Origin of the sequence: Cupriavidus sp. H18C2, from assembly GCF_049393795.1 — a bacterium.
Lineage (GTDB): Bacteria > Pseudomonadota > Gammaproteobacteria > Burkholderiales > Burkholderiaceae > Cupriavidus > Cupriavidus pauculus_C.
On the sequence record NZ_CP186011.1, the window covers coordinates 748529 to 761196 of the forward strand.

The window sequence follows — 12668 nt, forward strand, 5'->3', positions numbered from 1 at the left end:
AGAACAACATGGAGACTGATCATGAAAGCCCTAGCCCACCGTGCCGCGTGCATCGCGCTTGCCATTGCCGGACTGTCGCTAGCCACTGTCGCCACCGGCGTGCGGGCCGATACGTGGCCTAGCAAGCCGATCAAGCTTGTGGTGCCCTTCTCGCCCGGCGGCGTCACCGACGCCACCGCGCGCATCGTGGCCGAAGGCTTGTCGAAGCGGCTGGGACAGCCGGTCGTCATCGACAACAGGCCCGGCGTCTCGGGCATCCTGGGCACGCAACTGGTGGCGCGTGCCGACGCCGATGGCTACACGATCATGGAAGGGACCATCACGACGCACGCCGTGAACCCGTTCTTCTACAAGAAGCTCAACTACGACCCGTTGAAGGACTTTGTGGCGGTGAACCTCGTGGGCACGGTCAGCAACGTGCTCGTCGTGGCGAATGACAGCCCCTACAAGTCGGTGGACCAGATTGTCGCGGCGCTGAAGGCCAAGCCCGGTTCGCTGACTTTCGGCACGGCCGGGCCCGGCAGTTCGCAGCAGTTGTCGGGGCAGTTGTTCCAGAGCATCACCGGCACGCAGTTGCAGCAGATCTCCTACAAGGGTGGCGCCGCCGCGATGACGGACCTGATCGGCGGGCAGATCGACCTGGTGTTCGAGACGGTGGCGGCGGCCAAGCCGATGCTCGATGGCAAGCGCGTTCGCGCCCTGGGGGTGTCGTCCAGCCATGCGCTGGCGAGCCTGCCCGGCGTGCTGCCGCTGGCTGACCAGGGCCTGAAGGGCTTCGAGATGCAGTCGTGGCAAGGCATCTTCGCGCCGGCCGGCACGCCGAAGCCGATCGTCGACCGGCTGTCGAGCGAGATCTCGGCGGTCGTCAATACGCCGGCGGTGCTGCAGCGGCTGCGTGCGCTTGGCGTGGAGCCGCAGCCGATGACGCCCTCCACGTTTGCCGCATTCCAGAAAGCGGAAATTGCAAAGTGGGGCAAGGTCACGCGCGACGCGGGCGTGCAGCCTGAGTAACGCGGGGCGGCCGTGGTCGCGGCCGACGCTGGATTCCGGATTCAGCGGAGGACCGACCAGATCGCATAGATCACGGCCGCCCAGACGCCGGCCACCAGCGCGATCCCCCAGTAGGAGGTCGGCTTGTCGCGCCGGGCTTCGAACCAGCGGTCAGCCTGCGTGCGGCAGTCCGCCAGAACGTGGTCAGGCATCAGCTTGACCGCCAGCCAGATCAGGCCGGGCAGCAGCAGGACGTCGTCGACGTAGCCCAGCACCGGGATGAAATCGGGCACCAGGTCGATCGGGCTGAGCGCGTACGCGACCACGAGGACGCACAGCGCCTTGGCCAGCACGGGCGTCCCCGGATGCCGACAGGCGAACCAGAGGGTCACGCCGTCGCGCTTGATGCGTTGCGCCCAGGCGCGCAGGTTGGTAAGGATGGCCATCTTCAAGGGGGCGTGGGACGCACGGCGCATGCCGTGCCAAGGGTGCCGGAAAGTTGCTTATTTTGCAGGAACGCGGAACAAGCGCGGGTCTAAGGCGCGTTGCCGGGGTAGCGTCAGTCCAGCGGCAGCGCTATCCCGCTTTCGGCAAAGACCTCGCGCACCACGGACAGCCCGTTCAAGGCGGCCGGAAACCCCGCGTACACCGCCATCTGCATGACGACTTCCACCACCTCGCGCGGCTGACAGCCTACGTGCAAGGCCGCATGCACGTGTACGCGGAGCTGCGGCGAGGCATTGCCAAGCGCGCACAACGCCGCGACGGTCGCCAGTTCGCGCTCGCGCAGGCCCAGTCCATCGCGGGCGTAGATATCGCCAAACGGAAACTCGACGATGTAGCGTGCGAAGTCGGGGAATGACCGGGCGAGGTTCTTGACCACTTCCTGACCGGTGGCGCCATCGACGGCTTCCAGCATGCGCATTCCGCGTGCGTAACGATCGGCGTTCATCGGGCATCTTCCCGGCAATCAAGGGCGACGCTCGCCCGGACAGTACGGTGGAACAGGTGCATGACGTTCTCCAGAGGGTTGATGTGGCCACTCTATGGCACACGCCGGCGGAGCGGAATGACCGAGTTCGTGATACCTTTTTGGTATGTCCGAGCGCCTTGATTCCCGATCCCTGACGTTGTTCCTTGCCGTAGCCGATGCGCTGAGCTTCCGGCAGGCGGCAGAGACGTTGCATCTGTCACAGCCGCCCCTGAGCCGGGCGATCCGGGAGCTCGAAGCGCGACTTGGCGTGCAGCTGTTCGACCGGAACACGAAAGGCGTGACGCTCACCGCTGCCGGGGAAAAGCTGCTGCCGTATGCGCGAAACATCGCGCGAATGCTGCGCGAAGCCGAGGCAGCGCTGGCCACGAAGGGCCTTCCGTCGAATCTCCGGGTCGGCCTGACCAGCGCGGTGGAACCGGCTTGGTTTCGCGGCCTGGCCCAGCGCATGCAAGCCAGCCATCCCGAAACGATGGTGTCCACCGCTTCTGACACGTCGCCACGGCTGATCAGGCAGCTCCGCGCCGGCAAGCTCGACGCGGCGTTTATCGCACTGCCTACGGAAGTGCACGGGCTGGACGTGCTGGAACTGGACCGCCTGCCGATGATTGCCGCGATCCCGTCGAGCCATGCGCTGGCGAAGCGCCGGACCGTCGGCCTTGCGGATCTGGCACGTCAGCCCGTCTTCTGGTTCGAACGCGCGCGGCAGCCTGCCTTCTACGACCACTGCCAGACAGTCTTCGTCCGTCACGGCTTTGCGCCGTCAAAACTGAAAGAGCCGACGGACCATCACGTCCTGCTTGCCGACGTCGCGAATGGCCGGGGCATCGCCCTGCTCCCGAAATCGTTCACCGCATTCCGGCGCGCGGGGGTCGTGTACCGCCCGCTAGCCGAGGGCGAAGAACTTTCGGTCGGCATCGGCCTGGCCTTGCCGAGCGATCGGACAGACATCCGCGATATCCTCGTCGCAGCGGCCAGGCCGAAGCGGCCCGCCTAGGCTGGCGCCGCCTATTGGCGTGTCAGCATGAGGTCGAGGTTCTGCACCGCGGCACCGGAAGCGCCTTTGCCCAGGTTGTCGAACACCGCCGAGAGCAGGATGTGGCCGTGCTCGGCGTTTGCGGACACGCGCAACTGCATGTCGTTCGTACCGTTCATCACCTGCGGGTCGAGGTACTCGGCACCGTCATCCATCGGCATGACGTGGACGTACCGGGACTCTGCATAGTGCTGCGCCAGGCAGGCATGCAGCGTCGCGCCATCCACGCCGTGAGGCAGCAACCGCGCGTCGAGCGGCACCGTCAGGACGATGCCCTGCCGGAACGCGCCGTAGGCCGGCACGAAGATGGGACGCTGCGAAAGCCCCGCATGCTGCTGGATCTCCGGCGGATGCTTGTGCGCAAGCGCCAGGCCGTACACCTGAAACGGCGGCGCGCCCACGGCATCCCCGCCTTCGTACGCCTCCACCCCTGCCCGTCCGCGCCCCGAGTAGCCCGATACGGCATGGATGCTGAGCGGATAGCTGGCGGGCACCAGGCCCGCCTGCACCAGCGGCCTTAGCAGGCCAATCGCGCCAGTCGGATAGCAGCCGGGATTGGTGACCCGCTGCGCGGTGGCGATGCGCGCGGCCTGATCTGGCGCCATCTCCGGAAAGCCATAGGTCCAGTCGGCGTGCGTCCGGTGCGCGGAACTGGCGTCGATCACCCGGACCGCAGGATTGACGATGGCGCCGACCGCGTCGCGCGCGGCGGCGTCGGGCAGACACAGGATGGCGATGTCGCAGCCGTTGATCGCTTCCGCACGCCGCCGCAGGTCCTTGCGTTCCGATGCCGCCAGCGTCACCACGCTAAGGTCGGTGCGGCCGCGCAGCCGCTCGTGGATCTGCAACCCGGTCGTACCTTGGTCGCCGTCGATGAAAACAAGGGGAGCGCTCATGCGGAATCTCCAGTGGCTGCTGCAGCATTGAGGTCAAAGGAGCCCTATGTTGCAGTGGCGGCTAAAATAGGAAAAGTTGAATTTCACAACCGTGACATTCATCTTTCCTGAATTCAGTATTGGAGCCGCGATGCGCGAAATCAGCCTAGACCGCCTGCGTACGCTGGTCGCCATTGCCGACCATGGCTCGTTCGCCGAGGCAGCGCGCGCCTTGCATCTGGCGCCACCCACGGTCAGCCTGCATATCGCCGAGCTGGAACAGCGGGTCGGCGCACCACTCCTTTCGCGCAAGCGTGGACAGGTCAGGCCGTCTGCCATTGGCGAGGTGCTGGTGGAAAGGGGTCGTCGGCTGCTGGCCGATGCCGAGCAGGCGTTCGACGACATACGGCGCCAGGTGGAAGGGCTTGCAGGCCGCGCGCGCCTGGGTGCGTCGACCGGCGCCATCGCGCATCTGCTGCCGCAGGCGCTGGAGGTACTGCGCCAGCAGCATCCCGCCATCGACGTTCAGATCGCAGTGCTGACCTCGCAGGAAACGTTGTCCCGACTGGCGAACGGCACGCTGGATATCGGGCTGGTCGCCCTGCCGCAACCGCCAGTAGCCGGTCTGGTGATCAAACCATGGCGTCGGGACCCCGTGATGGCCTTTCTCCCCGCCCACTGGCAGTGCCCGGAACGCGTCACGCCCGATTGGCTGGCCACCCAGCCGCTGATCCTGAATGACGCCACCACCCGGCTATCGCGCCAGACCGCGGAGTGGTTTGCTGCAGCGGGACACCAGCCTGTGCCACGCATCCAGCTTAACTACAACGACGCCATCAAGAGCCTGGTCGCCTCCGGCTACGGCGCGGCGCTGCTGCCCCACGAGGCTACGACACCCGTGCCCGACCCGCGTATCGTCATGCGCCCACTGCGCCCGGCCTTATGGCGACGCCTCGGCATCGCGCATCGCGCCGGCCCCGTCGAACGCGCCACGCAGCACGTGCTGGACGCGCTGTGGGACCTCCGGCTCGCATAGCCAGTAGTGGCCGGTGCACCTGGGTCATTGCCGGCGGATAGCCGCCCTACTTCCGGTCCGTCTCCGAGTACCAGTAGATCCGCTTGCGCTTGCCCACGCCGGTCAGCGTCACCTTCTGCACGCCGAGCGCGGACTTGTCGTCGCCGCCGGCGTTGCCGGTCTGGTTGCCGGCGCCGAACAGCACCGGGACCACGGTGGGCTGGCCGTCCTTGTCGACGTTGATCACGCCGAAGACCGACGATGGCGGGAAGCCGCCGCCGTCGAGGATGATCGAGCGGTCGGCGTTCTGGCCGGCGCTGGTCAGGAAGCTGTACGAATAGCTGCGCGCGATGCCGAGGTTGGGGTAGCAGACGCCGGGCTTGGGCACCGACGGCGTGTTGGTGCCGACGCTGGTGTAGCCGGCCACGGTCAGCGGCGCGTTCACCGCCTTTTCCCCAGGGTTCACCAGCGTGATGAAGAAGCCGGAGCGCGAGCCGTCGTAGGGGGTGCTGGTGGCGTCCACGAGGTTGGCTTCGGTGAGCGGCGTCCATGTGGCCGGCAGGTTCATCGTGTTGACGTCGCGGATCATGTAGAGCCGGTTCACCACGTTGTAGGCCGTGCCCGGTGTGGCCGACGCTGAATACAGCGGATGCTCGCGGTCGCCCGAGCCGATCGACACGGCGTCGTAGCCGCGCGTTGAGATGACGTCGGGCGCGTAGAAGAACTTGCGCGCGTTGTTGGTGTTGGCGGCGCCGCCCAGCGCGGCCAGCCTGGCCATCGCCCAGTTGGCGGGGGCGTTGCCAGCCGTGGTTTCGAAGTCGGCGCGCCAGAGGTTGCCGCCCACGTCGCCCACGTAGATGCGCTCGACGTAGCCGTCGCTGTTGCGGTCCACCGTCGTCACGTCGGAAGGGATGGCGCGCGTCATCGCCGGCACCTCGGTGCAGGTGCCGCTTGCGCCGGCGCAAGACGGCTGGGCCGACCACACGACGTTGCCGGTGTACGCGTCCAGCACGATCACGCCGCGGCCCATCGTGTTGACGCCCGGCGACGGGTCGCTGTCCTCGGCGGGGTCGTAGCCGGCGCCCATGATGATGACCGGATTGGCGTAGCCGCGCACGCGGGCGACCTTGGGCTGCGACCACGTCTGGCCCAGCTCCGCGATGTCGTCGCTGGACCGCTTCCAGGCAAAGCGCGGCACGGCCGGGTTGCTGACGTCGAGCGCATAGACCAGCCGCCCGCCGCGCCGGGCGGTCAAGTACAGCATCACGCGCGGATTGGCGGCGTCGCGCATGTCCTGCATGACCGTGGTGCTGCCGTCGAAGAAGTAGTCGCGGGGCTTGGGGGTTGGCGTGATGCCGTCCGGCGTGGTCGACAGCTTGATCTCCGGCGAGTTGGTGTAGAGGCGGCTCAGCTTGCCCAGGAACTCGGGCGCGACAAAGCCCCACATCTCGCCGCCAGGCCGCACGGTGCCCATGCCGGCCTTCTGGTTGCCGTTGACTGCGTGGAACACGCCGTCGTTGGTGCCGTAGAACACCACGACGCCAGTGGTGCCGCCGTAGTTGACCACGGCCGGACGCGAATGCAGCACGTCGGCATGGATCGACGGGCGAACCGTCACCGGCGATCCCGGTCCCGGCTCGCCTTCGGCGCCAGCCATGCTCTTGCTGGTCTTGGTGTCGGCCGCGCTGACGTCCTGGCCGCGCACCCATGCGATCAGCTTGGGCATCTCGGACGCCGGGATCGCGGCCGCGCCGCTGGTGCCGCTATTGGCCGCCGCCACGCCGCTGGTGCCAGTCAGCCACGTGTTGGACGTATCGAAGCTCGGCAGCGCGCCACCTACCGGGCAATTGCCGATGCCGTTGCAGGTGAGCAGCGTGCGCGAGCCCTGGCTGGTCAGCCACTGCGCGTGCATCATCTCCCCAACACCGCCCTTCTCGACGACTTCGCCATCGGGCGAATCGAGGTTCCAGCCGGCACCGGACGGGCTGTTCTGCCAGTAGCCCTTGGCCGGCCAGTCCTTGACCGTGGCACCGTACGCCCCGCCCGCATACGACAGCGGCGCCTCGGCCGTCCAGTAGCTGACCGCGTTGGGCGAGATGAAGCCGGTCTGGGCGTTGCTGATGGCCGACTCGCCCACGGCATCCTGCAGCACCAGCTTGCCGGTCTTGTCGTAGCCCACCTTGTACTGCTTGAGGTTGCCCATCCAGCGCGGGCCAGCGGTGGCGTCGGGCCGGAACATGCCGATGTACACCTGGTTCAGGAACTGGCCCTGCGCATTGACCGACGCCGGCAGGCTGACCGACGCGAACACGCTGTTGACCGCCTGCACCTCGTTGAAGATCGACACCAGTGCCGACGCCAGGTCATTCACGGCGCCCAGCTTTACCGTGTACGACTTGCCGCCGCCATTGGTGCCCATGCTGACGGCAAGCTGCACATAGTCGGGGTTCTTGTCGTCGGTAACGGCAATCGTGTACGTGGTGACGTTCTGGCGGTTGTCCATGTTGCCGCGCACGTCGGTCTGGTACAGGAAGCGCGCCCACTCGTCGCCCCAACTGCTCTGGTACTTGGCGTTCATCGGCAGCACGATCTCCTGCTGCTGCGCCGTGCTGGCGCCGGCCTTGACCAGCGAATCGAAGGCGTTCTGCCCCGTGTCCTGCGGCTTGCCGTTGTTCACGGCGTTGCCGATGTAGATGATGAAGTTGCGCTGGCACGGGTTGTCGATCGGCGACGTGTACTTGGTGCCGGACAGCCCCGTGTTGCCCGAGAAGAACGCCCAGGCTTCCTGCATCCCGCCGCCGACCTGCGAGTTGTTGGCGTTGTCGGCCTGGCGGTCGATGGTCTTCAGGTATGTCAGGAAGCCGTCCACGCCGCTGCCGTCCATCAGCGGCAGCTTGTACGGCGCGGCCGCCGGGTAGCGCATCCGCCCGCCGACGTTGCTGCCGCTGCCGAACATCATCAGGCCCACGTTGATGTTGCCGAACAGCGTCTTGGAATCCCGTATCGAACTGATGGCGTTGTAGAGCGCGCATTGCAGCGCCCCCACGTCCTTGCCGGCGTTGTTGCTGCTGACCACCCCGGCGGTGGAACACGTGAAGTTGGCGTCGGCGTCCCACGTGGACGCATTGTCCAGCAGGATCAGCACGTTGGGCTTGCCCGCTTCAGGCTGCAGCCCCGTGTAGAGATCGATGTCCTCGGCCAGGCTGGGAGACGCTGCCGTGCCCATGCAGAGGGCGAACGCGAGGCTGAGAGCGGATGTGCGCATGGGGGCTGTGTTGGGTTGGCGCGAAGGGTTCGGTACGTTTGTCGGGTCAGGACGGACAGGCCGTGCCGTAGGGCACGCGGACCGCAATGCCCTGGTGCAGCGTGGCGCGGGCGGACGTCGTGGCGGTGTCGTTGACCGTGGCGGCCACGTCCCACTGGGTGGCGTTGCACAGCGAATTGCCACCGCCCCCGCTGCCGCCGCCAGCGGCGGGCAGGATGCCAGTGTTGTTGTTGCCGTTGCCGACGAAGCACGACACGTCGTCCGCGTTGGTTTCGTCGAGTTCGACGTTCTTGACAGGCTTGCTGGTCTGGCACACCGGCGCGGACACCTGCGCGATGTAGTCGGCCTTGCCGTCGCCGGTCACGTCGACGCTCACGGCCTGCGCGGCCGGTGCCGCCGTGAAGTCCTGGCTGATGGCCTTCTCGATGCCCTGCTGGGCGGCGTGGCGGGCTTCCACCGAATACTGCTGGTTCGCGGTCACCTTCGTGTTGACCACGCCAGAGCCGACCAACGAAATCGTCAGCATCAGGAAAACGACCAGGAACACCAGCGTGATCAGCAGCGTGGCGCCTTGCTGGCGGCGGCGGAATGGTTTCATTGGGATTCCCGGGAAGCCGCGACGTTGATCACGCGCGCGAGCTGTGCGTAGACATGGCGCTTGTAGCCGTCGCGGAAAGGGCCGCTGGGCTCGGCGCGGCCCAGGTCGTAGCGGCGTTGATCGGTCCAGCCGCCGGTCACGCTGGCGGTGCGGGCCAGCAGCTGGGTACGCACGGCCGTGACGTTGCGCCAGTTCGTCAGCGGCACGGACCAGTCGTAGGTGGGCACATTCGGACAGGCGGCGGCATTGTTGGCGCCCGGATCGTCGACGTAGCAGTCGGGCGCGCCGTTGCCGTCCAGGTCCACCCCGTAGGCCAGGTGCATGTCCTCGATGCCATTGGCCACCGCGTGCACCTGGAACGCGCCGTTGACCAGTTCGGCCATCTTGAGCGTGGGCCGGCCGTCGCCATTGCCGCTGCACTGGTCGCAGCCGGCCAGATAGAAGATGCGTACCACGGCGGCGCGCAGTTCGGCCGGGGCCGTGCTGTCGCACGCCTTGGTGCGCAGCGTGAAGGCCGGCGCGCTGGCGCCGAACACCACCGGCTGCGCGTCGTCTGCGCAGTACGACGCCTGCAGGTAAGGCGTGCCGACCGTGGCCGCGCCAGCTGCCGTGGTACTGACGCGCCGCACCGCGACGATCTCGGAGCCCGGCAACAGGTTCGGCAGGCAAGGCGCCACGGTGCCCGGCGCAAAGCCCTGCACGCCCAGCGGCACGGTGACCGGCGATGCGGAGAAGCCCAGCGCGGCGGGGTCGGCGGCGCACAGGTCCGGCGATGCGACCACTGCGCCGCGCGCCACGCTGGACGGTCCGAAGAAGCCGGCCAGCTCGATCTCGCGGCTCATGATGTCTAGCGCGTACCGGCCGTTTTCCATCTGCTCGCCGCTTTCCACAAAGGCGTTGCGGGTGCGGCTGGTCTGGAAATACAGCGCCGCCATGGCCGTGAGCAGCAGCAGCGTCAGCGTCATCGCCACCATTAGTTCGACCAGCGACAGCCCGCGCTGGCGGGCGAGCGGCCGGCCGCGTGTCACCCTCTGGCGGGCCATCATGACAGCACTCCGATCCGCACCTGCACGCTGACCACGCGGCGGTGGGCGTCGTTGCCGAAGCGGTTCAGCCCGCACGGCAGTGCTGGCGCGGCGGTCTTGGCAAGGCCCTGCCAGGCTACGGTGACGCGGTAGGTCTGGGTGGCCGCGTCGATGGCCTCGATGCAGCCCACGGCGCCGATCATCGCGCCAACCTTGTTGCTGCCGTCGGTCTCGGCGCTGCCCAGCAGCGCGGCGTTCCATGCAGCCAGGTCCGCCACGGCCATCGCGCGCTGCGCGTCGGTGCCGCCCGTGCAGGCGGCCGGCGGCACCGTGGCCGTGCCCATGACCGTGGCGCTGGCGCCGCTCGCGTAGCAGCCGATGGCCTGGCGATTGGCATTGAGCCGGCTCACCATGTCCTGCAGCAGCGTCAGCGCCTGCCCGCGCTGGTAAGACTCCATCTCCGACTGGCCGGACCGGGCGATCAGGCCCGCGGTGCCCAGCAAGGCCACGAGTACCAGCACGATCGAGATCAGCACCTCGATCAGCGTGCCGCCGCGCTGCGCGGCCAGCCGGCGCCGGCTCCGGTGGAAGCGATGCTGGACGCTCATGAGCAGGCTCCCGCGATGGCCGCGACGCGGCCCGTGCCGCTGATCTGCACGCAGACCGCGTTGGCGGTGCTGCCGTCGGCCATCGCCACCTGGAACGTCTGGCTGCCGTTGCCGGGCCGGCCGTCGTTGCCGACCGACAGCGTGTTGCCGCCGCTGGTGGTGATGGTGATGCCGGCGTACGGGCCGTAGCCGCGCAGCCGCTCGGTGCCGGCGCTGACGACCCAGCCGGCCGACCAGGTGGATCCATCCGGGGCCAGCGTGGTGGACGTGTTGCGCTTGACGGCCTCGCTGCGCATCAGCGTGAAGGCCGACGCAAGGTCGCTGGCCGCGCTGCGCACGCGCTGGCTGGCAATGAACTGCGAGAACGAGGGCAGCGCCGCCGTGGCCACGATGGCCAGCACGGACATCGTCACCAGCAGCTCGGTCAGCGTGAAGCCGCCTGCGCGGCGGTGCTGGGCCACGTGGATGCGATGGAGGGCCATGGTCTTACTTCCAGCAGCCGGTCGGCGCGGTACCGCTGGCGGTCTTGGCGCCGGCCTGGTTGAGGGTCAGCGTGCCGCAGCCGGTATCGCGCGACGCCTGGGCGTTGATCGGCGTGGCCGTGATCGTGTAGGCGGGCGGCGTGGCCGTGGTCGCCATCGTGATCTGGTAGTGGGGGGATACGCTGTCCGGCGCGGTGGGCGCGTTCAGCGCGGTCAGGTCGGTGGCATAGGCTCGGCGGTCCACCATGAACCGTTCCTGCAGGCTGGACAGCTCCAGCATGTACGATTCGGCGGCCGTGCGGTTGCTGCGGACGATGTACTGGGTATAGGTGGGCAGCGCAATGGCCGCGATGATGCCGATGATGGCGACCGTCACCATCAGCTCGATGAGCGTGAATCCTGCCCCGGCGCGATGCACTGGCGTGCCGCCCCGGTGTACCCCCTGCTTCCCGAATGACGCGAACGCGCGCGTGCCTGCGCGGCCCACCTGCGCCGTGGGGCGATGCTTGCCCATGTTCTTGCTCCCTTTCTTTCCGGCCGACCCTGTGCCGCAAGGAACTGTTGTGCCGACGAGTCTAGAAGTGGCGCCCCCGTCAGGTCAACGCTCTACACGTATCGGGAATGTACCTGTCGCCAAAACGCAAAAAAACCGGCAGGTTGATCCGGCAACACGCAATCCGCCAGCCTTCGTTAATCTGGCATTAAGGCTTTGCCGCTAGCATCGCCCGCCCCCAGGCGGTGGCGCCGGCGACGCCCCGCTCGGGCGGCGGCGGCCAATTCCCGTATATTTCGGGATTCCCTTCTGCGTCCGTGCCCGCGTCGACCCCGACCGATGAAAACCCGCCTCGATTCCACCACGCTGTTGCTTTTGACATTTCCGCCGCTGGCATGGGCTGGCAATGCCATCGTCGGCCGGCTGGCCGCCGGCACCGTGCCGCCGATCACGCTGAACCTTGTACGCTGGCTGATCGCCGGCGCCCTGCTGGCGCCTTATGCTTGGCGCGGCATCGTGGCGCACCGGGCGGCAATCAGGCGGCACTTTGGCATGCTGTGCGCCATAGGCGTGCTGTCCATCGCCAGCTACAACGCGTTCCAGTACCTGGCGCTGACCACGTCCACGCCCATCAACGTCACGCTGATCGGCGCGTCGACCCCGCTGTTCCTGCTGATCATCGGCGCCTGCTTCTTCCGGGAGCGGTTCAAGCCGTGGCATATCGGCGGCGCCCTGCTCTGCCTGCTGGGCGTGGGCTTTGTACTGATGCGCGGCGACCCCGGCCGGCTCGCCCAGCTTGCCTTCGTGCCGGGCGACCTGTACATGCTGGCCGCCACGGTGGCGTGGAGCTTCTATACGTGGCTGCTGCGCAAGAGCCGGCCTGACCTGCCGCTGCCGGTGCTGCTGTTCGCGCAGATCTTCATGGGGGTGGTGGCCAGCCTGCCGATGGCGGCCTGGGAGATCAGCGCGCTGGACGCGCCGCTGCAATGGAGCGGCAAGGTGGGGTGGATTCTGCTCTACGTGGGCACGGTGCCGTCGTTGCTTGCGTACTTTGCGTGGGACCGCGCCATTTCGCGCGCCGGGGCCCAGTTGCCGGTGTTCTTCATCACGCTGACGCCACTGTTCGCGGCCGTGCTGTCGACGGTGCTGCTTGGGGATTCGCCGCACTGGTACCACGGCGTGGGGCTGCTCTGCATCGGCGCTGGCATCTGGCTGGCGCAGCGGCGCTAGCGCGGCGCCAAAAAAAACGGCCCAGCCGCGCAGGCTGGGCCCAAGGGCGGGCCGGGGGAG

General features: G+C 67.7%; 13 protein-coding genes. 4 read left to right on the forward strand and 9 right to left on the reverse strand.

Annotation, left to right across the window (positions count from 1 at the left end; genetic code table 11):
- Positions 1-21 precede the first annotated feature (21 nt).
- Positions 22-1011, forward strand: a complete 990-nt coding sequence (locus tag EPAKOI_RS19900) for a Bug family tripartite tricarboxylate transporter substrate binding protein (protein WP_423194405.1) — start codon at positions 22-24, stop codon at positions 1009-1011.
- Between the two features lie 41 nt (positions 1012-1052).
- On the opposite strand, the gene EPAKOI_RS19905 is transcribed toward EPAKOI_RS19900, so the two are convergent.
- A complete protein-coding gene (locus EPAKOI_RS19905) occupies positions 1053-1436 on the reverse strand; it encodes a YkvA family protein (RefSeq protein WP_423194406.1) in 384 nt (127 codons plus the stop codon).
- Positions 1437-1549: 113 nt separating this feature from the next.
- Entirely contained in the window at positions 1550-1942 is a 393-nt protein-coding gene (locus tag EPAKOI_RS19910) for a carboxymuconolactone decarboxylase family protein (RefSeq protein WP_423194407.1), read from the reverse strand.
- 145 nt (positions 1943-2087) lie between these two features.
- On the opposite strand from EPAKOI_RS19910, the gene EPAKOI_RS19915 reads away from it, so the two are divergent.
- A complete protein-coding gene (locus tag EPAKOI_RS19915; protein ID WP_423194408.1) occupies positions 2088-2978 on the forward strand; it encodes a LysR family transcriptional regulator in 891 nt (296 codons plus the stop codon).
- Between the two features lie 11 nt (positions 2979-2989).
- On the opposite strand, the gene argC is transcribed toward EPAKOI_RS19915, so the two are convergent.
- Positions 2990-3913, reverse strand: a complete 924-nt coding sequence (argC, locus tag EPAKOI_RS19920; RefSeq protein ID WP_423194409.1) for an N-acetyl-gamma-glutamyl-phosphate reductase — start codon at positions 3911-3913, stop codon at positions 2990-2992.
- 130 nt (positions 3914-4043) lie between these two features.
- On the opposite strand from argC, the gene EPAKOI_RS19925 reads away from it, so the two are divergent.
- Positions 4044-4928, forward strand: coding sequence for a LysR family transcriptional regulator (locus EPAKOI_RS19925; RefSeq protein ID WP_124686786.1), 885 nt, complete (start codon positions 4044-4046; stop codon positions 4926-4928).
- Positions 4929-4974: 46 nt separating this feature from the next.
- Here EPAKOI_RS19925 and EPAKOI_RS19930 read toward each other — a convergent pair whose 3' ends face one another.
- Genes EPAKOI_RS19930 through EPAKOI_RS19955 form a run of 6 tightly spaced genes read right to left on the reverse strand, consistent with a single transcriptional unit; the run spans position 4975 to position 11399 of the window.
- A complete protein-coding gene (locus tag EPAKOI_RS19930) occupies positions 4975-8172 on the reverse strand; it encodes a pilus assembly protein (protein ID WP_423194410.1) in 3198 nt (1065 codons plus the stop codon).
- A 46-nt stretch (positions 8173-8218) separates the two neighbouring features.
- On the reverse strand, positions 8219-8770 hold the full coding sequence (locus EPAKOI_RS19935) for a pilus assembly PilX family protein (protein ID WP_124686560.1): 552 nt from the start codon (positions 8768-8770) through the stop codon (positions 8219-8221).
- Positions 8767-9813 (reverse strand): PilW family protein, encoded by a 1047-nt coding sequence (locus EPAKOI_RS19940; protein WP_124686785.1) that lies wholly within the window; start codon positions 9811-9813, stop codon positions 8767-8769. Before EPAKOI_RS19940 ends, EPAKOI_RS19935 begins: the two co-directional genes overlap by 4 nt.
- Positions 9813-10403: a type IV pilus modification PilV family protein gene (locus EPAKOI_RS19945; RefSeq protein ID WP_423194411.1), complete on the reverse strand. Its 591-nt coding sequence runs from the start codon at positions 10401-10403 to the stop codon at positions 9813-9815. The genes EPAKOI_RS19940 and EPAKOI_RS19945 overlap by 1 nt, the downstream gene beginning before the upstream one ends.
- Positions 10400-10885: a GspH/FimT family pseudopilin gene (locus EPAKOI_RS19950; RefSeq protein WP_313836283.1), complete on the reverse strand. Its 486-nt coding sequence runs from the start codon at positions 10883-10885 to the stop codon at positions 10400-10402. Before EPAKOI_RS19950 ends, EPAKOI_RS19945 begins: the two co-directional genes overlap by 4 nt.
- Before the next feature lie 4 nt (positions 10886-10889).
- Entirely contained in the window at positions 10890-11399 is a 510-nt protein-coding gene (locus EPAKOI_RS19955) for a type IV pilin protein (protein ID WP_423194412.1), read from the reverse strand.
- 318 nt (positions 11400-11717) lie between these two features.
- On the opposite strand from EPAKOI_RS19955, the gene EPAKOI_RS19960 reads away from it, so the two are divergent.
- Positions 11718-12608, forward strand: coding sequence for a DMT family transporter (locus tag EPAKOI_RS19960; RefSeq protein ID WP_423194413.1), 891 nt, complete (start codon positions 11718-11720; stop codon positions 12606-12608).
- The last annotated feature ends 60 nt before the right edge of the window (positions 12609-12668 follow it).